Below are 24,014 nucleotides of genomic sequence, written 5' to 3'. Positions count from 1 at the left end.
GTTGGGTTTTTTATTTCTTTGTTAAAACAATGTTGGTCATTTTAGCAACTGAAATTAAATCGCCATTTTCATCAACAATTTTAACTTCCCATAAATGCGTTGTTCTACCTTTATGAATATTAGTTGCTGTTGCATAAACAGTGCCTTCTAGCTTGCTTTTTATATGGTTTATAGATAATTGAATTCCGTTTACAAACTGGGTTTTACTATCTATAAAAAAGTTAGAAGCTGCACTACCAACACTTTCCGCTAAAGCCGCCGTTGCACCACCATGTAATTGTCCGTAAGGCTGATGCACCCTAGAATTAACAGGCATTTTTGCTGTTAAAAAATCATCACCAAGAGCAACATATTCAATATCAAGAGTTTCCATTAATGTGTTTTTAGAACTCTCATTAAACGCTTTTAAAATTGCAACTGTATCCATATCATTCTAATTATATGGTAAAAGTACATATAAAATTTTGTATTTTTGCAGCAGAAAAATTAATCCATTTCATGTACAAAATACGCGTAATTTTAGACACAAAAGAAGATGTAATCAGAACTATTTTGGTTGACAACAACTTAAACTTAGAAGATTTACATGCCACAATTGCTAAAGCCTTTGGTTTTGGAGGTAGAGAAATGGCTTCTTTTTATAGAACTGATGATGAATGGGAACAAGGAGAAGAGATTCCGTTGTTTAATATGGAAGAGATTGGCGAAGGTATTTCTATGAAAACTTGTATTTTAAATGAAACTTTACCAGAGGAAGGTGATAAACTAATTTATGTGTACGATTTCTTAAAAATGTGGACTTTCTACGTTGAAGTAATCGAAGTTTCTGCAGAGAATAAAGAAAATTTACCTCAAATTATTTTAACTGTTGGAGAAATACCAAGTGAAGCTCCTGAAAAAGAATTTGTTGCTGAAAAATTAGATGATGGTTTTGGTGACGAAGAAGATATTGATGATGAATTTGGTCATTTTGATGATGATTACGATTTTACTGAATATTAATTTAGTATTCAGTAACAATTTACAGTATTTTTTTAAGTCGTTAGTAATTATATTTAAGTCAATTATTTCCATTCTGAACTTGACTGATTACAGCCAACTTAAAACTGCTGACTTATTTGTTGTAACAAAATTGTAATTTGGTCGTCTTACAAATATAATCGACTAAATCAATTTCTTTGGAAACTATCTTATCACTTAAAAATCTCGATAAAAAATACGGAAAAGTTCACGCAGTAAACAATCTTTCTTTTGATATAGAAAGAGGAAATGTCTACGGAATTTTAGGTCCTAACGGAAGTGGAAAATCTACCACTTTAGGTATTATTTTAAATGTTGTAAACAGAACTTCTGGAGAGTTTTCTTGGTTTAACGGAAAACTAACTACACATCAAGCCTTAAAAAAAGTAGGTGCAATTATAGAGCGACCTAATTTTTATCCTTACATGACGGCTACTCAAAACCTAGCTTTAATTTGTAAGATAAAAGAAATATCAACAGAAAAAATTAACGAGAAACTTACAACAGTTAACCTTTTCGACAGAAGAGATAGCAAGTTTAGTACGTTTTCTTTAGGGATGAAGCAGCGTTTGGCTATTGCTTCTGCCCTATTAAATGATCCTGAAATTTTAATTTTAGATGAACCTACAAATGGTTTAGATCCACAAGGAATTCATGAAATTCGTCAGATTATACAAAATATTGCCGCAAACGGAACTACTATTTTATTAGCTTCTCACTTATTAGACGAAGTAGAAAAAGTATGCTCTCATGTGGTTGTAATTAGAAATGGTGTAAAATTATACGCAGGTCGTGTAGATGAAATGACAGCTTCTAATGGTTTGTTCGAACTAAAAGTAGAAACGAACGAAGATAAATTAATGGCTCTTTTAGAAGAACATCCTGCAATTGGTAAAATAAGTAAAGATCACGAAACGATAATAGCTACTTTAAACAGCGAAATTTCAGCAACAGAAATAAATGAATTTCTATTTAAAAAAGGAATTCTTTTATCTCATTTAGTTAAACGCAAACCTAGTTTAGAGCAACAATTTTTAGATTTAACTAAAAATTAACCGCAGAGACACAAAGATAAGCGCAGAGTTCGCGGAGAAAAATAAACTTTGTAACCTTGGCGTAAAACATTGCGAACTTTGCGTTTAAAAAATAATAACCAAAAAAAATTATAACTAAAAATACATAGTAAAAAATGTTAAGACTACTAACTATAGAATTTCATAAATTAAAACACAACAGTGCCAGTAAAGTATTATCCCTTATTTACTTTGGTTTACTTACCTCTATTGCATTAATTGCTGCCATAAAATTTGATATTGGACCAATTAAATTCCATTTAGCAGATATGGGTATTTTTAATTTTCCATACATCTGGCATTTTAACACCTATATGGCTTCTATTTTAAAGTTTTTCTTGCTCTTAGTTATTGTTTCTATGATGGCTAATGAATATAGTTATAAAACCTTAAAGCAAAATTTAATTGATGGTTTAAGTAAAAAAGAATTTATACTCTCTAAATTTTATACCGTAGTTGTATTTGCTTTAATTTCAACCATTTTTGTATTTGTAGTTTCTTTAATTTTAGGATTGGTCTATTCAGACTACAATGAATTTTCAATAATTACAACAGATTTAATCTACTTATTAGCTTTCTTTATAAAATTAATTGGTTTCTTTTCTATGGGGTTATTTTTTGGAATTTTAGTAAAACGATCTGCCTTTGCTGTTGGTGCCATGGTAGTTTGGCTTATCATAGAAAGTATGTTTAAAGGCTATCTATTTTGGACTTTTAGAGGTGCAGATAAAACAACCGAATCTGTAGATGCTATTATGCAATTTTTACCTTTAGAGTCTATATCTAACTTAATAAAAGAGCCATTTTCTAGGTTAGGTGCTGTAAGGTCTGTAGCCAGCCAAATAGGAGAAAATTTCACAAAAAGCTACGATGTCCATTTTTCTTCAATATTAATTGTTTGTTTCTGGTCGTTCATATTTATTTATCTTTCTTATGCTTTGTTAAAAAAGAGAGACTTATAATACTTTTTAAACATATTTGGTAATACTAAAAATAACATTATCAGATAAATAAATTTATAACACTGTCATTACAGTTAGTTATTCTGCTGAAACAAGTGTTCTATAACATGATTTAATACTTTTTAAACAACCTTTTTTTTTATCATTTTTAATCATAAGAATATTTCTTAAATTAGCACAAATTAAGAAATAAAATTCTATGGATTTAAACTTCAATAAAAACGAAGATTATAATAAATTGTTAGCATCAGATCTAAAAAGAAGATTTGCCAAAGTAAAATTAGGTGGTGGTCAAAAAAGAATTGACAAACTGCATGAAAAGGGCAAAATGACGGCAAGAGAAAGAGTTGATTATCTTTTAGATAGCAATTCTAAATCTATAGAAATTGGAGCTTTTGCTGGTGAAGATATGTATGCAGAACATGGAGGGTGCCCTTCTGGAGGTGTAGTTGTAAAAATGGGATACGTAAAAGGAAAACAATGTATTGTTGTTGCAAACGATGCTACTGTAAAAGCAGGTGCTTGGTTCCCTATTACAGGAAAAAAGAATTTACGTGCTCAAGAAATATCCATAGAAAATAGATTGCCAATTATTTACTTAGTAGATTCTGCAGGTGTTTATCTGCCTTTGCAAGATGAAATTTTTCCAGACAAAGAACATTTTGGTCGTATTTTTAGAAATAACGCTATTATGAGCAGTATGGGAATTACACAAATTTCTGCCGTTATGGGAAGTTGTGTTGCAGGTGGTGCTTACTTACCAATTATGAGTGATGAAGCTTTAATAGTAGATAAAACTGCAAGTATTTTTCTTGCTGGAAGTTATCTTGTTAAAGCTGCTATTGGCGAATCTATAGACAATGAAACTTTGGGCGGTGCAACTACACATTGTGAAATTTCTGGAGTTACAGATTACAAGGCTAAAGACGATAAAGATGCGCTTGATAAAATAAAATTTATTATTGATAAAATTGGTGATTATGACAAAGCAGGTTTTAGTAAAACTGAAGCTTTTCCGCCAAAAGAAAATGAAGATGATATTTTCGGAATCCTTCCGAAGGAAAGAAACGCGCAATATGATATGTTAGAAATCATTAAGCGTTTGGTAGACAATTCTGAATTTGAACAATACAAAGAAGGCTACGGAAAAACCATTTTAACCGGTTATGCACGTATTGATGGTTGGGCAGTAGGTATTGTTGCCAATCAACGTAAATTAGTAAAAACACAAAAAGGAGAAATGCAATTTGGAGGCGTTATCTATAACGATTCCGCAGATAAAGCTACCCGTTTTATAGCTAACTGTAATCAGAAAAAAATACCGTTGGTTTTCTTACAAGACGTTACCGGTTTTATGGTGGGCTCTAAATCTGAACATGGCGGAATTATAAAAGATGGTGCCAAAATGGTAAATGCAGTAAGTAATTCTGTAGTCCCAAAATTTACAATTGTTATTGGTAATTCTTACGGAGCAGGTAATTATGCCATGTGTGGTAAAGCATACGACCCAAGGTTAATTGTTGCGTGGCCAAGTGCAGAATTAGCTGTTATGAGTGGTAACTCTGCCGCTAAAGTATTATTACAAATAGAAACGGCATCACTTAAAAAACGTGGAGAAGAAATAACACCAGAAAAAGAAGCTGAGCTATTCGATAAAATAAAATCGCGTTATGACAAGCAAATTTCACCTTATTATGCCGCTGCCAGAATCTGGACAGACGCTGTAATTAATCCGTTAAGAACTAGAGATTGGATTTCTATGGGAATTGAAGCCGCAAACCACGCTCCTATTACAAAACAATTTAATATGGGAATTCTACAAGTGTAGTTTTTTGTGTAATTTTGACTGATTTAAAAAAAAACAACTATAAATTGATTATGAAGAAAACTACAAACTTATTTTTAACACTACTAATGATTTTTGCTTTTACAGAAAATAGTGAAGCTCAATTATGGAAAAGACTTAAAAAGAAAGCTGAAGATGCACTTGTAAAAGGTGCAGAAGACAAAATTGATAAAACGATTAACGGAGAAACCACTGCAGATAATCAGAGCATAGAAAATGATGATGAAGAACATGAAATAGCAAATAATGATACCCCTAATTTATGGAGAAACTTTCGTTTTGTACCTGGAGAAGATGTTATCTTTTATGATGATTTAAAAACAGAAGAAATTGGCGAATTCCCTGCTCGTTGGGACTTGATAAAAGGAAGCGCTGAAGTAGCTAGATTAAATGGAGAAAAAGTAATAATTTTAATGTCTAAAGACGGAAACACAATTACTCCGTTAATGAAAAGTACAGATTATCTAGGTGATGAATTTACCATAGAATATGATCTTTTAATACCTAATTTTAGACAAGAAAAAATTTGGTGGATGAGTCAAAACATACATTTTACACCTAAGTTTCAGTACGAAGACGTACAAGTTAGGTTTAATGTAAATTCAGATAAATTACTTGGTTGGGCATCTAATAGCGAATTTAAAATTGAAAACATTGCAATTGGCGCTCAAAATGAATGGCATCATATTTCAATATCTTATTATAAGGGAAAGTACAAAATGTATTACGACTCTAAAAGAATTTCTAACTTACCAAATTTTGATGTAAAACCAACCGTTTTTGGTTTAGAACTAATTTGCCTTACTAGAAGTAAGAAAGCGCATCCCTATATTGCTTTAAAAAATGTTAGAATTGCTCATGGAGGTGGAGAAATGTATAAGAGAATTATTACCGAAGGAAAATACGTAACTAACGGAATTATCTTCGACAGCGGAAAAGCTAAAATTAAGAAACCTTCTTTAGGAATTATTAACAAAATAGTATCAATTTTAAAAGATAATTCTGATTGGAATTTTGATATTGTTGGTTATACTGATAATGAAGGCGCAGATGCTATTAATTTAAAATTATCTAAAGAAAGAGCAAATGCAGTAAAACAAGCTATTGTAGAGCAAGGAATAAAGACAGAAAGATTAACCGTTATTGGTAAAGGAAAAGCAGAAGCTTTAAATAGTAATAGTACTCCTGAAGAGAAAGCAAACAACAGACGTGTTGCTTTTGTAAAGAAATAAAGAAAAGACCTTCAAAAAAATAAATTAGTAATCGTTTTTTAAAATAGAGAAACATCTTAATAGCTCACATATTAATTAATTTTAATATGTGAGTTTTAAAAATAATAAATGAAATATACATGGGTTAATATTTTGAAGGGAATTGGTATAACCTTTGTTGTTCTAGGACATATTAGCAGCGGTTATACTACAGATTTAATCTTTTTGGTTCACATGCCACTTTTCTTCTTTATCTCTGGATTCTTATTTAAAAAGCAAAACAAAAAAGATTTTTTCCTAAAAAAAACAATATCATTACTTCTTCCTTATTTTGTCTTTTTATTTATTCTATATCCTATAGAATATCCATATCCAGCAGGTAAAAATATCTTAAAATATATTTTAAAAGCACTTTATGGAGGCCAACTTCTTAATAACGGTTTAATAGCCTTTTGGTTTATAACCTGCCTATTCTTAACCCAACAACTTTTTAATTTAATTATTCACAAAATAAACTCTAAAAAAAAAATTGCACTTATTGTGTTTTTATTTTTAATAAGTAGCTACATAAACTCTGAGTTTTACCCTTCTTTTAGACTTCCTTGGAATGCGAATGTTGCTGCTGCTGCCATTCCTTTTTTTTATGTAGGATATCTATTTAAACAATTAAACTATTCGATAAATAAAATAATTCTTTCTATTTTATTTATTGCAGCATTAATCTCTGCATACTTTCAAAATAATGTTATCTATGATATGAAATCAACTAATTACGGAATACCTTTTATTAGTTTTATACTGTCTTTAGGTCTTATTTTTTTTATCATTGAATTCTCAAAAAGAATACAAAAAATAAATTTCATGTCTTATCCATTAAAATACATTGGAGAAAGATCAATTATAATTATGTTCTTGCATCAACCTATATATATTTATCTAAAAAATAATGATTTGAATATAAATACTTTTATAACCTTATTTATAATAACAGGTATTTCATGCTTATTTTATTTTATTTTTAAGAGTTTTACTATTACAAGAGCTCTTTTTTTAGGCTCAAGAAAAGACCTCTATTTATTATTAAAAATTAAGAAATTTAATTAATGATTATTATCATAAATAATAATATTTCTAAACTATATTTTTGCGTAACAATTAATAAAAACAATGAGTAAAGCTATATATATTGCCGCAATTGAATCTGACAGTGGTAAATCTTTGGTATCATTAGGTCTTTTAAGAATGATGTTAACCAAATCATCTAAAGTAGGATATTTTAGACCTATTATCAACGAAGTAAAAGACAGTAAATTTGATGATCACACCAATACTGCTATCAACTTTTTTAATTTAGATATCGATTATGATGACTGTTATGCTTATAAACACAATGAAGTTGTAGAACTATTAAGTGAAGGTAAAACAGATGATGTTATTCATAAAGTAATTAAAAAATATAAAAAGCTAGAAGCTAAATATGATTATGTGCTGGTAGAAGGTACAGACTTTTCTGGTGAAGGTGGTTTTACAGAATTAGATGTAAATTTAATGATTGCCAAAAATTTAGGTATTCCTGCATTAATAGTGGGTTCTGGTAATGGCAAGAAAAAGAAAGATTTTGTTAACACCATGCAACTTACCTATAAATCCTTTATCAAAAAAGAGGTAGATGTTATTGGTATTATTGCTAATAAAATAGAAGTTGATGAAGTAGATTATATTCAACAAGAATTAGAAAAAAGTTTTCCAGAAAATTTACAAATAAACGTAATTCCTAAGGTAGATTTTTTAGCATTTCCAACAGTTAGAGAAGTTTTACAAGCTTTAGAAGGCAAAGTTTTATTTGGAGAACAATTTTTAGACAATGCTATTGGTAGTTATAGTACTGGTGCTATGCAACTGCGTAACTATTTAACAAGAATTAGAGAAAATGCTTTAGTAGTTACTCCTGGTGACAGAGCAGATATTATATTGGGAGCTCTACAAGCAAATGCTTCTACTAATTATCCTAAAATTGCAGGTATTGTTTTAACAGGATCTTTATTACCAGAAGAATCAATTACCAAGCTAATTGAAGGGGTACAATCTACCGTGCCTATTATTTCTGTAGAAGGAGGTACTTTTGGTATTTCTAATAAAATTGGAGCTGTAAAATCTAAAATTTACGCAAGCCACAACAAAAAAATATTACTATCTCTAGACACTTTTGATACGTATGTAAACGCAGAAGGGTTAACAAATACACTTACCTCTTACCATTCCGTAAAATTAACACCTAGTATGTTTCAATACAATCTTCTGCAAAAAGCAAGAGCTTATAAAAAACATATTGTTTTACCAGAGGGTGATGATGAAAGAATTATTACTGCAGCTGCTCGTTTGCAATTATTAGACATTGTAGATTTAACATTACTAGGTGATAGAAATGTAATTCAGTATAAATGTGATCAAATAGGATTGCAAATAGATCTAGATAAAATAAACATTCTAAACCCAGAAGACTCAATTCATAATAATGCTTTTATAAAAACATTATATGAAGCTCGTAAACATAAAGGCATGACAGAAACCATGGCCGAAGATTTAGTAAACGATGTTTCTTATTACGGAACCTTAATGATTATGAATGGTTTGGCAGACGGAATGGTGTCTGGTGCTGTGCATACAACCATGCACACCATAAAACCATCTTTACAGTTAATTAAAACAAAACCAGGGGTATCTGTAGTTTCTTCTGTATTTTTTATGTGTTTATCAGACCGAGTTTCTGTAATGGGAGATTGTGCTGTAAACCCAAACCCTAATGCAGAACAATTAGCAGAAATTGCAATCTCTTCTGCTCAATCTGCAGAAGCTTTTGGTATAGAAGCAAAAATTGCCATGTTGTCTTATTCTTCTGGAAGCTCTGGAAAAGGAGAAGAAGTAGAAAAAGTAAGAAAAGCTACAGAAATAGTGAGACGCTTACACCCAGAATTAAAAATTGAAGGTCCAATACAATATGATGCAGCTGTAGATATGTCTGTGGCAAAAACAAAGATGCCTGAATCTGAAGTAGCAGGACAAGCATCTGTATTAATTTTCCCAGATTTAAATACAGGAAACAATACTTACAAAGCTATACAAAGAGAAACAGGAGCTTTGGCAATTGGACCAATGTTACAAGGCTTAAACAAACCCGTAAACGATTTAAGTAGAGGTTGTACTGTAGAAGATATTTTTAACACCGTTTTATTAACAGCAATACAAGCACACCAAGGATAATATGAATATTTTAGTTATAAATGCAGGTTCTTCATCTTTAAAATATCAATTAATAGAAATGCCTTCACAAACCGTAAAATGTATTGGTTTAGTAGAGAGAATAGGTATGGAAGATGCCATTTTTACTCATAAAAAAGAGGATAAAAAACACTCTGAAGTTGCACCAATATTAAACCATGAAATTGGTTTAAAAAAGATAGCAAAAGCTTTATTAGATCCAGACTTAGGTGTTATAACTTCGGTTGATGAAATAAAAGCAATTGGTCATAGAGTTGTGCATGGAGGAAGCAGATATAACGGAACTGTTCTTATTACAGAAAAAGTAAAATTTAATATTAAAGATTTATTTGATTTAGCTCCATTACACAATCCTGCACATTTAATGGGCATAGAGGTTGCAGAAACTATTTTTACATCTGCAAAACAAACTGCCGTTTTTGATACTGCTTTTCATCAAACAATGCCTAAGGAAGCATACCAATATGCAATTCCTACTATTTATTTAAAAGAAAATAAAGTAAGAGCTTACGGTTTTCATGGCTCTAGTCATAAATATGTTTCAGAAAAAGCGATAGAATATTTAGGTAAAAAATCATCAAAAATAATTACCATTCACTTAGGTAATGGTTGCAGTATGGCTGCAATTAAAGACGGTAAATGTATAGATACTTCTATGGGATTTTCGCCAACAAACGGTTTAGTTATGGGAACTCGTGCTGGTGATATCGATCAATCTGTTATTTTCTTTTTAATGAAGAAATTTAATAAATCTGCAGATGAAGTGAATGATCTTTTACAAAAAGAATCTGGAATGAAAGGTTTAACAGGTTATTCTGATTTAAGAGAAATTGAAGAAAAAGCAGGTAATGGAAATGAAGAATGCAAAATTGCTTTAAATCTAGCTAGTTACAGAATTAGAAAATTTATAGGTGCTTATACTGCTGCTTTAAATGGATTAGATGCTATTATCTTTACAGCCGGTATTGGAGAAAACTCAATTTTAATGAGACAAATGTCTTGCAAAGATTTAGAGTTTTTTGGTATTGAATTAGATGAACAAAAAAATGACATTCGCTCTAACGAAATTAGAGAAATTCAGAAAGAAACAGGTAAGGTTAAAATTTTAGTGATTCCTACTAATGAAGAACTAGAAATAGCAAAAGAGACTTACAAACTTTTAAAATAACCATACTAAAATCTTGATGTAAAACTTGACATAAATATTCGTTAGAAATCTAAATATTTTTGCTCTTCTAATCGTCAAAAGTTATACCATCAGAATTATAGTATGTATTCGTTACTTATAAAATTCATGATTAGAATCGTCATTTACCATAACCACTAAACAATTCACTACCAACACAATAAAACAATACTTATCTTATTAAATTTTTATAGCCATGATAAACATGCACTACTTTTAGCTATGCCACTAATTAAGTCTATTAAAAATTAAGACCAATTAGATGTTCGTTTATCTTATGCAAAAAAAGACATTGTAAAAAGTAATAATAAATAAAGTATTATTTTTTATTTTCAATATTTAGAGTTTTCATAAAATTACAAAAAAACTAAATTAACTACAATACCTACAAATAGCTATATTTCTAAAAAATCCTTGGTTAAAAAATTGTGAATCAACTTGCTAATTTTTACATTTGTATTTATAATTTTTACAAAAAAATAATTAGAAATGGGTAGAGCATTCGAGCTTAGAAAAGGAAGAAAAATGAAACGTTGGTCTGCAATGGCAAAAACCTTTACTAGAATTGGTAAAGATATTGTTATGGCTATTAAAGAAGGTGGTCCAAACCCAGATTCAAATTCTAGATTAAGAGCAGTTATGCAAAATGCAAAAGCTGCAAACATGCCTAAAGACAATGTAGAACGTGCCATAAAAAAAGCAACCGATAAAGATACTGCAGACTATAAAGAAGTTTTATTTGAAGGTTATGCACCGCATGGAATAGCACTTGTTTTAGAAACTGCTACAGACAACAACAACAGAACAGTAGCCAATGTTAGATCTGCTTTTACTAAATGCGATGGACATTTAGGAACTTCTGGTTCTGTTATTTTTATGTTTGATCACGTATGTACTTTTACTATTAAAAAAGAAGATATTACAATCGACTTAGAAGAATTAGAGTTAGAATTAATCGATTTTGAAGTTGAAGAAGTATTTGATGACGAAGAAGGAGTTATCATTTACGCACCTTTTGAGCAATTTGGAGCTATTCAAACTTACTTTGAAGAAAATAATACAGAAATTTTATCGTCTGGGTTTGAAAGAATTCCAACTACAACCACAAAATTAAACGAAGAGCAACAAGCCGATGTTGAAAAATTGTTGGAGAAATTAGAAGAAGATGATGATGTACAAAATGTATTTCACTCAATGGAAATGTAATATTATTTGGGCGTTACCACAAGGGTCGGGCTATTCGTTACAAGTCCTCGCCCTTGCGGGCTGTGGGCTTTCTACTGCTATCCCTAACGCAAAAGGATTTTAGATTTTAAAATATTTATAATACATATATAAAGACCTCAGATAATAAAACTATCTGAGGTCTTTATATTTTATAAATTCAAAAAAAAAGTAACACCATGTGACTTATCAAAAAGAATTGTGTCTAATAAATGGGGGTATATTTAAAGATATACTGCTAACAAAAATCAAAAAAGAAACCAGCGTCCTAACAACGCTGGTTTTATTGTATATGATTTTTAATCATTCTATTAAATTCTTCGCCACTCTCTAAAAAAGAAGTTTGTATTCCGAGAAAAGAAAGCTTTTCTAGGCTGTTTTCTAAACGCACATAATCTTTTTCTGTAGTTAAAATAAGCTTTTTAGAAGTCTTTAAATCGTTGTATTCCTTCTTAATTGTATCTATTTCATTCTCTGTAAAATGATGATGATCTGCGAATTTTAAATGTTTAAAACTCACGTTTTTCTCCTTTAAAAATGATAAAAGTGGTGTTGGATTCGCAATTCCAGTAATTAATAAAACTTCGTAATTTTTTAAATCATCAATCAAAATAGACTCAGATCCAGCTGTTTTATTATCATAAGAAATCGTTGTAAAAAACACCTTTTTATGGAACTTCTTTAACTTCTCTTCAATCTTATTTTTTGAAGACTCCGTTAAATTTACAGGGCATTTGGTTACCAAAATAACATCTGATCGCTTTGCTCCTCTCCTACTTTCTCTTAAATTTCCTGTCGGCAATAAAAAATCATCCGTAAATAAATCATCATACTTTGTCAATAAAATGTAAAAATTACCTTTTACTTTTCTATGTTGATAAGCATCATCTAGTAAAATAACTTCGGGTGCATTGTCTGTAATCAATTTAGAAATTCCTGCTACTCTATTTGCATCAACAGCAACATTAATATTTTTAAACTTCTTAAAATACTGCAAAGGTTCGTCTCCAACATCTTCCGCAGAATGCGTATTATTTAACAATACAAAACCCGTAGTCTTGCGCTTGTATCCTCTACTTAAAACCGAGGTCTTAAAATGGTCTTTTAATAAGCGAATTAAATACTCTATTTGTGGCGTTTTCCCAGTTCCGCCAACACTTAAGTTACCAACAACAATTACCGGAACCTTAAAAGAAGTCTGTTTAAAAAAACCTACTTCAAAAAAAAAGTTACGAATGCTAGTGACCACATCATAAATAATGGCAAATGGAAATAGTAAAAATCTTAGAAGTTTCATTAATTCAAAAATAAGCAGGTTACACGCATTAAAAAAGAAAAAATCACGAATTTCACGTATATTTCTTGTGTAAAATTCATCTATTATTTTAATTGCGATATTTTTTATAAAATAAATTAATTCCTTGCATAAATTTATAGGAGATCACACCTAAAAAGCAGGTAATTTATATAGATTCTTACAAGGAAAATGTTAACTTTGATTTTTGACACAATATTTATTTATGATCATAAAAGACATTACCAACTACTTAGAAGAATTAGCACCTTTAAATTATGCTGAAGATTTTGACAATGTTGGTTTATTAGTGGGTAACTATAATACAACCGTTTCTGGCGTACTAGTAACTCTTGATACCTTAGAAAAAACCGTAGATGAAGCAATTGCTAAAAACTGTAATTTAATTATAAGTTTTCATCCTATAATTTTTGGAGGTTTAAAAAAACTAAACGGAAATTCTTATGTAGAACGTGTGGTTTTAAAGGCGATAAAAAATGATATTGCTATTTATGCTACGCATACGGCTTTAGACAATTCTAATAATGGTGTTTCAGCTAAAATGTGTGAAGTTTTAGGTTTAGAAAATCCTAAAGTTTTAATTCCGAAGAAAGGAATTATCAAAAAACTAACCACGTATGTTCCTACTAAAGATGCAGAATCATTAAGAAATTCTCTATTTTCGGTAGGAGCTGGAAATATAGGTAATTATGATAATTGTTCTTTTAATATTTTAGGAGAAGGAACTTTTAGAGGTAACGAAAAATCGAATCCGGTTGTTGGTGAAAAAGGAAAAAATACCACTGAAAAAGAAACCTTAATTTCTATCATTTTCGAAAGTAAAAATGAAGCTGCTATTTTAAAAGCTTTAAAAGCAAATCACCCTTACGAAGAAATAGCATACGAAATTATCACTACAGAAAATATACATCAAAATATTGGAATGGGAATGATTGGCGAACTTTCATCGGAGATGGATGAAACCGACTTTCTTTTATATTTAAAAGCCACAATGAAAACCGATTGTGTGCGCCATTCTAATTTAATCAATAAAAAAATAAAAAAAGTAGCTGTTTTAGGCGGATCTGGTAGTTTTGCCATTTCTAACGCAATAAAAGCAGGTGCAGATGCGTATGTAAGCGCAGATTTTAAATATCATGAGTTTTTTACAGCCGAAAATAGTATCCTTTTGGCAGATATTGGACATTATGAGAGTGAACAGTTTACAAAAAACCTTTTGGTAGACTATCTTACGAAAAAATTTAGTAATTTTGCAGTCATTTTATCAGAAGAAAGTACAAATCCTATATATTATATATAAACATGGCAAAGAAGAAAGAAATTTCGGTTGAAGAAAAGTTAAGAGCTTTATACGATTTACAATTAATCGACTCTAGAATTGACGAAATTAGAAACGTTAGAGGTGAACTACCTTTAGAAGTTGAAGATTTAGAAGATGAAGTTGCCGGATTAAACACGCGAATTGCGAACTTAAACCAAGACGCAGCAAACTTAGAAACTGACATTAACAACAAAAAATTAGCGATAGAAGAGTCTAATGGGTTAATGAAAAAGTATGATGAGCAGCAAAAGAAAGTTAGAAATAACAGAGAATTCGATTCTTTATCTAAAGAAATTGAATATCAAGATTTAGAAATTCAATTAGCTGAAAAAAGAATTATTGAATACAAAGCAAAAATAGCTCAGAAAAACGAAGTTATTGCTGCTACTAACGAAAAGTTAGCAAAACAAGAAAAACATTTAGGTCATAAAAAAGCTGAATTAGATGCAATCTTAAAAGAAACTGAAAAAGAAGAAGAGTTATTAGCTCAAAAATCTGAAGAGTTTTCTCAAACTTTAGATGCTCATTTATTTGCAGCTTATACAAGAATTAGAACTAAAGTAAAAAATGGTTTAGCAGTTGTTGCAATAGAACGTGGTGCTTCTGGAGGTTCTTACTTTACAATTCCACCTCAGGTTCAATTAGAAATAGCAAATAGAAAGAAAATTACTATCGATGAGCATAGTGGTCGTATTTTAGTAGATGCTGCTTTGGCTGAAGAAGAAAAATTAAAAATGGAGAAATTCTTTTCTTAATCTTTCTACACATAATTTATAAAAAACTCGAAGCTTTAAAAAGCTTCGAGTTTTTTGTTTTATATAGAAAAGTGGCTACTTAAAAAGGTGTTTTTTTGTCAATCTGAATTTATTTCAGATTTTAACGAAACCGAACGTCTATAAGTTGAGATACTGAAACAAGTTCAGCATGACAAGGTTTTACCTTATTAACCTAGCTCGCTTTATTCATATTATTTTTTAACACTACAAGATATTTAATATTTTGCTAAAACAATTGAAAATCTAAATGTCATAGTAAGGTTACCTTCCACAGGCAGCCTTATCGAAAAGCATTCAGGAACAAAAACACAGTCTTGAACAAAGCTTTTACTCAGCAAAGGCAAAATGCTCAGACAGACGTATCGTTTTTATAATTAAATAGTCAAAAATTAAAAAAGTATTTTAAAACTACTTTTTTTGTAATAATAACAAAAAAAAAACTCGAAGCAAATTGCTACGAGTTTTAAATTTCATATACTTTACAAGTAAACTAGTAATCTAGTTTCTTTATGTAACTTAACTTTTCTTTCCAAAGAGCTAAATCTACTTTAAACTCCTCTACTCTGTTTTTCACATTTAAAACCAAAGGATTATCATCTTTTGCATTAGAAAAGAAACCTAAATTGTTTTCTAATTGCTGAATTTCTTTAACAACTTCATCAATTTTCTTTCTAACAAACATTTGTTCAGAATCTAACTTTCTAACATCATTATCTGCCGCAAGGCTATCTACAACATGTGTAAACTTTAACATTGCAACTTCATTTTTATCTAGATCTAAACTACCTAAAGCTCTATCTATTAATTTGTTAAATTTACCATCTATATGTCTTGCATTTCTTGGTAATGCACCTAAATTTCTCCAGTTATTTATAATTTCAAAAATACCTTCTTTAGTAGGTTCCTTTAATTCTTTAACCGTTTCTAAAAATTCTTTTTTAGCATCTACAACTTCTTGTTGCTCTTTATTTAAAGAGTTTTTCTGATCGTGATATCTGTCAAAATAATGGTTACAAGCAGCTTTAAAACGTTTCCAAATATCATCAGAAAATTTACGTGGTACATGACCTATTTTTTTCCAATCTGCCTGTATCTTCTTTAAAGTATGTGTAGAAGATTCCCATTCATCACTTTCTTTTAGAGACTCTGCAAGCTCAATTAGCTCCATTTTCTTCTTTAAATTCTCTTGCTGATCGTTTTTTTCATGCTTGTAAAAAACATTTTTAGCACTGTTAAATTTCTTTGTAGCCGCTTTAAACTTTTGCCAAACTTCTTCACTTTTAGAATACGGAAGTTTCCCTGCATTAAAATATTCTTGTCTTAATTCTTCTATATCTTTAATACTTTTTTGCCAATCATTATGCGTTTTATTATTAGAAGTCTCAAAAGCATTTAACTTTTCTACCACCAATAATTTCTTTTCTACAATTTCTTGATGCTTAGAACGCATTTCTTTAAAGTGATCATGTCTTCTATCATGAATTTTTTTAGTGGCTTCACTAAATTTACCCCAAACATCTTCTCTCATCTCCTGAGAAACCGGTCCAATATCTTCTTTCCAGATTTTATGTAAATCTTGCAACTCTTTAAAAGCAATATTTATATCAGCTACTTCTGCCAATGCATTTGCTTTTTCTATAATTTTTAATTTTTCTTCTAAATTATGTTTAAAATCTAAATCTCTAAAATCATTGCTTAAATGTAATAAATCATAAAAACGCTCTACATGATGATGATAGGTTTTCCACGTATCATTATAATGGTTCTTAGAAACAGGTCCAATAGTTTTCCAAGAATCTTGCAATTCTCTAAAACTTTTATACATCGTAGCAGTATCTGCATTTTCAATTAAATCTTTTAATTGCTCAATAACAGAAAGCCTTTTTTCTAAATTAGAAGAAAGCTGCTTATCTAAATCATTATAATGTGCATCACGTTGTTTTTTATAATCAGATAACAGCGTATTATAATCCGTTTTTATAGGGCTAGAAAATTGAAAATCGATAGAATTACCTCCTTCTTCTAAAAAAGCTGCTTTCTTTTCTGCCAAAAGAGCTCCAAATTGTTGATTAAAAGCACTTTTAATACCTTCAACTTGATTTTTAATTTTTTGAACAGGATTCTCAGAAAGTGTTTTTTTAAGTTCTAAAACTAAATCTTCTAAAGATAACTTAGAGTAATCTACAACATCAGATTCCTCTTCTTTATCACTATCTTTTTCAGCATCTACAGCAATAGATTTCTCTATTTCATCAACAGCATTAACTGTATCATCTGTTTTTTCAAGATTTTCTACAACTTCAACTTTTTTAGTTTCATTTAAAACTTCTTCTACTTTCTTTTCCGTCTTATCAACGTTTACTTCATTTTTTTCTAACATATCTACAATGTTTAAGGTCTTACTATAATACTACTATTATATCTTATAAAGATACTGACAACTTACTAAATCTACAAACTATCTAACTATAAAATAATATAGATAATTAACTTTTGGGCGTTCCCTTGCAGGTCGGGCTTTCCTTTACAATCTTTTTATTCATTCTTCATAAAAAGGATTTCCAATATAATCCCTAACGCGCTGCGCTAATTGCCAACTATTTTTTAATATTAAATAAATAATAGCCTTCTAATTATGCTTTATTCCAAATTCTCCAAGATTCTTCTGCTTGTAGTTGCAACATTTCATATCCGTTTTTAATTGTTGCTCCTTGTGCTTTGCCTTTGGCTAAAAAAGTAGTGACTTCTGGGTTGTAAATTAAATCGTACAATAAATGATTTTCTGTAATAAACTTATACGGAATATCCGGACATCTATCTGTATTTGGAGATGTACCAACTGGAGAAGAATTGATAATAATTTGATATTTCTCCATCATTTCTTCCGTTAAATCTTGATAAGAAATTTCTTTTTTACCTTCTGGTTTTCTAGAAACAAATTTAAACTTAATGTCATTCTTTTTTAAGGCATAGGCAATTGCTTTAGAAGCACCACCTGTCCCTAAAATTAAAGCTCTTTTATGATGTTTTTTTATCAATGGAAATATTGATTTCTCAAAACCAACAACATCAGAATTATACCCTTTTAAATTTCCTCTTTTGGTAAATTTAATAGTATTTACAGCACCAATAGCTTTTGCTGTTTCATCTAATTTATCTAAGTATTTCATTACTTCTTCCTTATAAGGAATGGTAACATTTATTCCGCCTAAACTATCTCCTCCTTCTTTTATTACAGCAGTAAAATCTTCTATTTTTTGAATATCAAAATTCACGTACTTATATTTTTGTAAATCTAGTTTTTCAAATTTTTCTGTAAAATACCCACGTGAAAAAGAGTACTCAATATCTTTTCCTAATAATCCAAAAACTTTATTTTTTATTTCTCCCATAAAAATCTATTACTAAAATTAACAAAATACCTAACACAATATAAAATACAGCGGTCCAAGTTTCTAAATTCGAAAAATCAGGGACAAAACGTTCATAATTTTCAACAATCTTATTTCCTTTTTGATCAATTAAAAAACTCCCTTGTTCTTGTAAATACACTGCTTTTTTCCAAGGCCAAACAATCCCTAAAGATCCCGTAATAAAACCAATAATAACTGCATTTACAATTTGATTCCAACGTTTTAAAACATAGCCTAAAATATGACTAATAGAAACCAATCCAAAAGTAGAACCAGCCGTAAAAACACTGATTATTTTTAAATAACGTACTTTTATGGGATCTGATAAAACTTTAAAATCTCCCGATAAAAGACTTGTAATTACATTGAATAATACATTTACAGAATCTACCAATAGTAACACATAATTTCCTAAAAGAATTAAGATAAAAGACCCCGAAAGCCCTGGAAGCGTCATCCCCGAAACACCAATAATTCCGCATACAAAAACAAACCAAAGATTGTCGTTTTCTGTAGCTGGTGTTAAAAAACTAATTCCAATTCCTATAGAAGCACCAATAATTAAAGACAGTATGTTTTTAAAACTCCATTCTCCAAAATCTTTACCAATATAATAAATAGAGCCAATGATCATCCCAAAAAACCAACTCCAAACATACAATTCAAAGTTCTCTAAAAAATAATCTAGCACTAAAGAAATGCTGAAATAACTAAAAATACTTCCGCCCATCACTAAAAGCAGAAACGAGCCATTTATGTAGCTATAAAAACTTTTGAATCGACCATTTAAAAGCAACTTAAATGCTTTTAAATTCACCTTTCTAAAAGAGTAAATTAATTCTTCATAAAAGCCAAAAACGAAAGAAACTGTTCCGCCAGAAACACCAGGAACTTTATTTGCAGCTCCCATTGCCAACCCTTTTAAGAAAAGGATTAATTTCTGTAAAAAAGTTCTTTCTACTAACATTTATTTTTTCTTTACGGCTAATTTTTCCATACCTAGAATAAGTACAAAACCAACAACCGCCAATACAATAGCCATGGTTAACTCTGCATCTCCATTATAAGAAAAAGGACTTATACTTTGTTCGTTAAATGCCACTTTTACTCCATGAGAATTGGTTCTCCATGTTAAGGTTTCTTTCCAAGGCCAAATTTTATTTAAAGACCCAATTATAAAACCAGTTAAAGCTGCTAATGTTATGTTTTTATAATGTTTAAACAACCATTTTAATACATGAGAAAATGTTAGTAAACCAACAATTGCACCTGCCATAAAAACTAGAATCGTTTTAAAATCTCTATTATTTAAAGCATCTAACACAGGTTTATATGCGCCCAACAAAACTAAAATAAAAGAACCAGAAATTCCGGGTAAAATCATTGCACAAATAGCAATTGCTCCTGCAAGAAATATAAATAAGGGAGATGAATTTTCTGAAACTAAAGGATTTAAAGTAGTAATATAATATGCTAAAAAGGCACCTAAAACTAAGACTATTACAGAAATAGCATTCCATTTTGTAATTTGCTTAGCAATGTAAATGATACTAGCCAAGACCAAACCAAAAAAGAACGACCATAATAAAATAGGCTCATTTTCTAATAAATATTTAATAACTTTTGCTAATGAAATGATACTTATAAAAATCCCTATAAATAAAGATGCTAAAAAATTACCGTTTAATTGTGTCCAGGCTGCTTTAAATCCATCTTTTTTTAACGTCTTAAATAGCCCAAGGTTTACATTGCTAATAGAACCTAATAACTCTTCGTAAATACCAGAAATAAATGCAATTGTACCACCAGAAACTCCAGGCACTACATCTGCTGCACCCATTCCCATTCCTTTTAACCCAATAATTAAATAATCCTTTATATTTCTACTCATTTTCTGTCTCTTTTTTAGAAAAACGAAGATAATAGAAATTTGAGAAAGATTAAGAAAAGCTTAGGATTTTCAAGGTATTTCTAATCAAAAAAAAGAGATGTACAGGTTTTATAATTCCTTTTTTAATTTCACTTCCTTTTTCGCTCTTAATTTTAAAGAAATAGCAGCAATCACAAAATAAACGATCGTTAATAACCATAAGTGATTCCATTCTTTTAACACATCTAAAAATGAAGCTTCCATTTGAGTCAATTTAACAAAACCATTCATACCAGGTGTTGATGGAATTATGTATGAAATAAATTTATAAAACTTAGAAAACCCTTCAACAGGAAAAGACAAGCCGCTTAACATTAAAGACGGAATAGAAAGCAATACTAAAAATACTATAGAATCTTCCCTTCTTTTAAAAAAGGAACTGATAGCTATTCCTAAAAATACCACAGAAAATATATACGGAATTATAAATACGTAAATTGATAATAATGAGGAACGCACCGGAATTCCAAATAGGGTGTAAACAACGCCAACTTGAACAGGAATAATAACGATATAAATTAAAGTATACAAACAGGCTTTTGCTAATAAAACAGAGATTACGCCTCCTTTATGCAGTATTCTTGGAAATTTGGTATGTGTAGATATTGTTTCTCGTCGAGATCCACTTAAAAGACCAATTCCCATCAATAAAACCAATTGAATAATTAAAGCTGTTAACATTGGTATTAAATAAGTCGCATACCCAGAATTTGTATTAAATAAACTAGTAGATATTGCTTTTATAGGTGTATAATTTTGCTGAGCTTTATCAAAAGAAACACCTTTTGCCATTTCTTTTTTTATTGTAATTCCTGCACTAAAATATCCGTTAACTGTAGTAACATCTCCTAAAACACGTTTGTAAAATAACATATTTGCGGCATCAGAAAAAGTAGTAATGGTAGTTTGTCTACCACTTCTAATATTCTTTTCAAAATTCTTTGGAATCATAACAATTCCTTGCACTTCTCTGGAATAATAGGCAACTTTTGCTGCTTCTAAATCTGCAAATGATGTTATTGTTTTTGTACCTTCTGTAGCCGCTAACATAGCAATATAATCTCGACTCATTCTGGTACCATCTTGGTTTACAATAGCTACCGGAACTTCTTTAATTACTTGATTTGAATATATATAGGTATACACCACCAAAATAATAAGTGTTACAGATAAAAAAGTACTTACCACTGCCTTGTCCGATTTAATTGAATTCCATTCCGTACGAAACGTATTCTTAAACGAGATGATGCCTTTGTAAAATAATTTATATAAATTCTTCATTTTAAATACTGTGATTAAAGCTACCTTTTAAAAACAATCTTTTTAATTTAAACCAACCTAGTGAAATTGGCACAATACACAGCACAACTAAAATAATGATTGCCTTTAAAGAGTAAAATGCAGGAAATCCTCGTTGCGATTGGTCTAATAATAATTCAAAGAAATGGGTAAACGGAAAAACCTGACTCAACCATTGCAATATTTCTGGCATTCCAAAAATAGGAAATGTAATTCCAGAAAAAGAAAGACTTACAGCACCAAAACCGGAACCAATTGTTAAAGCTTCTCTAAAACTACCACTAATAGCAATAAAGAATAATGCAAATGATTGATTTGCTAAAATCAATAAAAGCAAACCTGCTAAAACGGTTATTTTACTTCCAAAAAAAGGAAAATCTTGCCAAACGTACATACTTAATAATGTAACAATACCTACAAATAAAAACCACACCGTATATGGTAAAACTTTTCCTAAAATAATAGCAGATAAACTTCCGTTTGTAATACTCAATAACTTATTTCCTTTACTATATTTTAAATCTGCTCCAAAACAATAAATAGTAGTTAGCAATACAAATAATTGAAAAAACATCGTTAAAAATCCCGTATTCAAATAATACGAGTAATTTGTATACGGATTTGACAATACGTGATTATTTGCCAAAATAGGTTGATAATTTACCAATGCTTGTTGCATTGAAACTCCTTTTTTACGTTGCTTTTCTATGTTTATACCTGCAGAAATTGTACCAATTACCTTCCGAAATGCTTTGTACTCTAAGCCACCCGCCAATAACAAATTACTATTGTATTGATTGATGATATTTACTTGTTTTCCGCTTTTTAAATCGGCTTCAAAATTTTGAGGAATTGTAACGACACCATACGCTTTTCCCAAGCTAATTAATTCTTCTCCTTTTTGCTGATTTATAGGAAAAAAACCAATTTTAATATCCGGCACAGCATCTAACTGAGCAATTACATTTCTAGAAGTTGCCGTATGATCTAAATCTACCACAGCAACAGGTAAATCTCTAGCAACACCTTCACTTAAAAGCGTATTGAAAAACAAAATGGACACAAAAGGCAATATTACTGCAAGAACAAAAGTCGACTTACTGTTAAATAACAGTGCGATTTCTCTTTTTGCAATCCGTAAAGAGGGTTTCATTTTACTCATTAAATTGAGAATAATCAATTAAAATACTCATTCCAGGTCTTAGATCTTCTTCTGTTGTAACAGGAATTGCTTTAATTTCAAAAGTTCTAATATCAAAATCTCCAGTAGCTTTTGTTGCACTCCAAGTAGCATAATCTCCTAATGGAGCCACATAATAAATTTTGAATTGTACTTTTTTATTATTCAAAGCAGGAATCGTTGCTTCAAAAACTCCTTCTTTTTTAAAGTTGAAAAGGCTCGTTTCTTTGATGTTTAAAATGGCGTAACTATTTGTTAAATCTACTAAATGAACTACTGGATAACCTGCTCCTATTAATTCTCCTTCTTCTGGTAAAAAATCAAGAACTTCTGCATCTATAGGTGCAATAATATTACGCTCATTTTTATAACCTTCTAACTCTATTAAAGCGCCATCGGCTTGTTTCACCATTGCAGAGGCTGCTTCTATATCTTCATTTCTAGCACCTTTCTTTGCCATTTGATACATGCTTAATGCAGCTTCTTGGTCTTTTAAGGCAACTTCTTTTTTTGCAAATATTTCATCTCGTTGTTGTTCCGATATTACACCGTCTTTAAATAAGTTTGTCATACGAGTGTACGTTTTACTCATTACATTGGCAGCTGCTGTAGCTTTTTCATAAACACTTTTAGCGGCTCTAATTTCTTCTGATCTTGCTCCATTTTGTGCTTTATTTTTTTGAGCATTTGCGGCATCTCTTAAAGCTAAGGCTTGTTGCTCTTTTGCCATAATTTCTGGACTTAAAAGCGTTGCTATCAATTGTCCTTTTTTTACACTTGCTCCTTCTTTTACTTCAAAAGAATTGATACGTGTAGGTATTTTAGAAGACAAATAAATTTCTTTTGCTTCAATTCTACCTTGTAAAACAACCGATTTGGGTTTCGTTAAAAACCACACACCTGTAAGTACGATAATTGAAATAATTACAACACCTATTAATGATTTTATAAATTTTGAATTTCTCATTTTAATTTTAGT

Annotated in this window: 20 protein-coding genes; 11 read left to right on the top strand and 9 right to left on the bottom strand. The window is 30.1% G+C overall.

Going from position 1 to position 24,014, the window contains the following annotated elements:
* Positions 1–10: 10 nt before the first annotated feature.
* Positions 11–427 (bottom strand): PaaI family thioesterase, encoded by a 417-nt coding sequence (locus GQS58_RS01640; RefSeq protein WP_166382208.1) that lies wholly within the window; start codon positions 425–427, stop codon positions 11–13.
* A gap of 71 nt (positions 428–498) precedes the next feature.
* Here GQS58_RS01640 and GQS58_RS01635 point away from each other — a divergent pair, with 71 nt between their 5' ends.
* The 9 genes from GQS58_RS01635 (at position 499) to GQS58_RS01595 (ending at position 11,783) form a co-directional block, all read left to right on the top strand.
* Positions 499–1,002, top strand: a complete 504-nt coding sequence (locus GQS58_RS01635) for a plasmid pRiA4b ORF-3 family protein (RefSeq protein ID WP_166382206.1) — start codon at positions 499–501, stop codon at positions 1,000–1,002.
* A 176-nt stretch (positions 1,003–1,178) separates the two neighbouring features.
* Complete coding sequence (locus GQS58_RS01630) at positions 1,179–2,075, top strand: ABC transporter ATP-binding protein (protein ID WP_166382204.1); 897 nt, start codon at positions 1,179–1,181, stop codon at positions 2,073–2,075.
* Positions 2,076–2,209: 134 nt separating this feature from the next.
* Positions 2,210–3,055: an ABC transporter permease gene (locus tag GQS58_RS01625; RefSeq protein WP_166382201.1), complete on the top strand. Its 846-nt coding sequence runs from the start codon at positions 2,210–2,212 to the stop codon at positions 3,053–3,055.
* A 199-nt stretch (positions 3,056–3,254) separates the two neighbouring features.
* Positions 3,255–4,883 (top strand): acyl-CoA carboxylase subunit beta, encoded by a 1,629-nt coding sequence (locus GQS58_RS01620; protein WP_166382199.1) that lies wholly within the window; start codon positions 3,255–3,257, stop codon positions 4,881–4,883.
* A 50-nt stretch (positions 4,884–4,933) separates the two neighbouring features.
* A complete protein-coding gene (locus tag GQS58_RS01615; protein WP_166382197.1) occupies positions 4,934–6,133 on the top strand; it encodes an OmpA family protein in 1,200 nt (399 codons plus the stop codon).
* A 108-nt stretch (positions 6,134–6,241) separates the two neighbouring features.
* Positions 6,242–7,216, top strand: a complete 975-nt coding sequence (locus GQS58_RS01610; RefSeq protein WP_166382195.1) for an acyltransferase family protein — start codon at positions 6,242–6,244, stop codon at positions 7,214–7,216.
* 63 nt (positions 7,217–7,279) lie between these two features.
* Positions 7,280–9,373 (top strand): phosphate acetyltransferase, encoded by a 2,094-nt coding sequence (gene pta / locus GQS58_RS01605; RefSeq protein ID WP_166382193.1) that lies wholly within the window; start codon positions 7,280–7,282, stop codon positions 9,371–9,373.
* Between the two features lies 1 nt (position 9,374).
* On the top strand, positions 9,375–10,559 hold the full coding sequence (locus tag GQS58_RS01600) for an acetate/propionate family kinase (RefSeq protein ID WP_166382191.1): 1,185 nt from the start codon (positions 9,375–9,377) through the stop codon (positions 10,557–10,559).
* A 507-nt stretch (positions 10,560–11,066) separates the two neighbouring features.
* Entirely contained in the window at positions 11,067–11,783 is a 717-nt protein-coding gene (locus GQS58_RS01595; RefSeq protein ID WP_166382189.1) for a YebC/PmpR family DNA-binding transcriptional regulator, read from the top strand.
* Between the two features lie 301 nt (positions 11,784–12,084).
* Here GQS58_RS01595 and lpxK read toward each other — a convergent pair whose 3' ends face one another.
* On the bottom strand, positions 12,085–13,098 hold the full coding sequence (gene lpxK / locus GQS58_RS01590; RefSeq protein WP_166382187.1) for a tetraacyldisaccharide 4'-kinase: 1,014 nt from the start codon (positions 13,096–13,098) through the stop codon (positions 12,085–12,087).
* Positions 13,099–13,321: 223 nt separating this feature from the next.
* On the opposite strand from lpxK, the gene GQS58_RS01585 reads away from it, so the two are divergent.
* On the top strand, positions 13,322–14,416 hold the full coding sequence (locus GQS58_RS01585) for a Nif3-like dinuclear metal center hexameric protein (RefSeq protein WP_166382185.1): 1,095 nt from the start codon (positions 13,322–13,324) through the stop codon (positions 14,414–14,416).
* Positions 14,417–14,418: 2 nt separating this feature from the next.
* A complete protein-coding gene (locus tag GQS58_RS01580; protein WP_166382183.1) occupies positions 14,419–15,192 on the top strand; it encodes a zinc ribbon domain-containing protein in 774 nt (257 codons plus the stop codon).
* Between the two features lie 511 nt (positions 15,193–15,703).
* Here GQS58_RS01580 and GQS58_RS01575 read toward each other — a convergent pair.
* The 7 genes from GQS58_RS01575 to GQS58_RS01545 form a co-directional block, all read right to left on the bottom strand.
* Entirely contained in the window at positions 15,704–17,593 is a 1,890-nt protein-coding gene (locus tag GQS58_RS01575; RefSeq protein WP_166382181.1) for a DUF349 domain-containing protein, read from the bottom strand.
* 253 nt (positions 17,594–17,846) lie between these two features.
* Positions 17,847–18,605 (bottom strand): shikimate dehydrogenase family protein, encoded by a 759-nt coding sequence (locus GQS58_RS01570; protein WP_166382179.1) that lies wholly within the window; start codon positions 18,603–18,605, stop codon positions 17,847–17,849.
* Positions 18,586–19,593, bottom strand: coding sequence for a DUF368 domain-containing protein (locus tag GQS58_RS01565; RefSeq protein ID WP_166382177.1), 1,008 nt, complete (start codon positions 19,591–19,593; stop codon positions 18,586–18,588). Before GQS58_RS01565 ends, GQS58_RS01570 begins: the two co-directional genes overlap by 20 nt.
* A complete protein-coding gene (locus GQS58_RS01560) occupies positions 19,594–20,517 on the bottom strand; it encodes a DUF368 domain-containing protein (protein ID WP_166382175.1) in 924 nt (307 codons plus the stop codon).
* A gap of 108 nt (positions 20,518–20,625) precedes the next feature.
* Complete coding sequence (locus GQS58_RS01555) at positions 20,626–21,837, bottom strand: ABC transporter permease (RefSeq protein ID WP_166382173.1); 1,212 nt, start codon at positions 21,835–21,837, stop codon at positions 20,626–20,628.
* A 1-nt stretch (position 21,838) separates the two neighbouring features.
* Positions 21,839–23,017, bottom strand: a complete 1,179-nt coding sequence (locus GQS58_RS01550) for an ABC transporter permease (protein WP_166382171.1) — start codon at positions 23,015–23,017, stop codon at positions 21,839–21,841.
* A complete protein-coding gene (locus GQS58_RS01545) occupies positions 23,010–24,002 on the bottom strand; it encodes an HlyD family secretion protein (RefSeq protein ID WP_166382169.1) in 993 nt (330 codons plus the stop codon). The genes GQS58_RS01550 and GQS58_RS01545 overlap by 8 nt, the downstream gene beginning before the upstream one ends.
* Positions 24,003–24,014 lie beyond the last annotated feature (12 nt).

Source organism: Polaribacter sp. 11A2H, from assembly GCF_011379025.1.
Taxonomy (GTDB): Bacteria; Bacteroidota; Bacteroidia; order Flavobacteriales; family Flavobacteriaceae; genus Polaribacter.
The sequence above is the reverse complement of the archived record's forward strand: the minus strand, read 5'-3'. Positions and strand labels throughout refer to the sequence as shown.

What these genes read in the sequence shown, in the direction of transcription:
- GQS58_RS01640 (WP_166382208.1), bottom strand. Translation starts at nt 427, where the DNA reads ATGGATACAGTTGCAATTTTAAAAGCGTTTAATGAGAGTTCTAAAAAC.
- GQS58_RS01565 (WP_166382177.1), bottom strand. Translation starts at nt 19,593, where the DNA reads ATGTTAGTAGAAAGAACTTTTTTACAGAAATTAATCCTTTTCTTAAAA.
- GQS58_RS01550 (WP_166382171.1), bottom strand. Translation starts at nt 23,017, where the DNA reads ATGAGTAAAATGAAACCCTCTTTACGGATTGCAAAAAGAGAAATCGCA.
- GQS58_RS01575 (WP_166382181.1), bottom strand. Translation starts at nt 17,593, where the DNA reads ATGTTAGAAAAAAATGAAGTAAACGTTGATAAGACGGAAAAGAAAGTA.
- GQS58_RS01625 (WP_166382201.1), top strand. Translation starts at nt 2,210, where the DNA reads ATGTTAAGACTACTAACTATAGAATTTCATAAATTAAAACACAACAGT.
- GQS58_RS01595 (WP_166382189.1), top strand. Translation starts at nt 11,067, where the DNA reads ATGGGTAGAGCATTCGAGCTTAGAAAAGGAAGAAAAATGAAACGTTGG.
- lpxK (WP_166382187.1), bottom strand. Translation starts at nt 13,098, where the DNA reads ATGAAACTTCTAAGATTTTTACTATTTCCATTTGCCATTATTTATGAT.
- pta (WP_166382193.1), top strand. Translation starts at nt 7,280, where the DNA reads ATGAGTAAAGCTATATATATTGCCGCAATTGAATCTGACAGTGGTAAA.
- GQS58_RS01600 (WP_166382191.1), top strand. Translation starts at nt 9,375, where the DNA reads ATGAATATTTTAGTTATAAATGCAGGTTCTTCATCTTTAAAATATCAA.
- GQS58_RS01560 (WP_166382175.1), bottom strand. Translation starts at nt 20,517, where the DNA reads ATGAGTAGAAATATAAAGGATTATTTAATTATTGGGTTAAAAGGAATG.
- GQS58_RS01555 (WP_166382173.1), bottom strand. Translation starts at nt 21,837, where the DNA reads ATGAAGAATTTATATAAATTATTTTACAAAGGCATCATCTCGTTTAAG.
- GQS58_RS01545 (WP_166382169.1), bottom strand. Translation starts at nt 24,002, where the DNA reads ATGAGAAATTCAAAATTTATAAAATCATTAATAGGTGTTGTAATTATT.
- GQS58_RS01610 (WP_166382195.1), top strand. Translation starts at nt 6,242, where the DNA reads ATGAAATATACATGGGTTAATATTTTGAAGGGAATTGGTATAACCTTT.
- GQS58_RS01570 (WP_166382179.1), bottom strand. Translation starts at nt 18,605, where the DNA reads ATGGGAGAAATAAAAAATAAAGTTTTTGGATTATTAGGAAAAGATATT.
- GQS58_RS01615 (WP_166382197.1), top strand. Translation starts at nt 4,934, where the DNA reads ATGAAGAAAACTACAAACTTATTTTTAACACTACTAATGATTTTTGCT.
- GQS58_RS01620 (WP_166382199.1), top strand. Translation starts at nt 3,255, where the DNA reads ATGGATTTAAACTTCAATAAAAACGAAGATTATAATAAATTGTTAGCA.
- GQS58_RS01580 (WP_166382183.1), top strand. Translation starts at nt 14,419, where the DNA reads ATGGCAAAGAAGAAAGAAATTTCGGTTGAAGAAAAGTTAAGAGCTTTA.
- GQS58_RS01635 (WP_166382206.1), top strand. Translation starts at nt 499, where the DNA reads ATGTACAAAATACGCGTAATTTTAGACACAAAAGAAGATGTAATCAGA.
- GQS58_RS01585 (WP_166382185.1), top strand. Translation starts at nt 13,322, where the DNA reads ATGATCATAAAAGACATTACCAACTACTTAGAAGAATTAGCACCTTTA.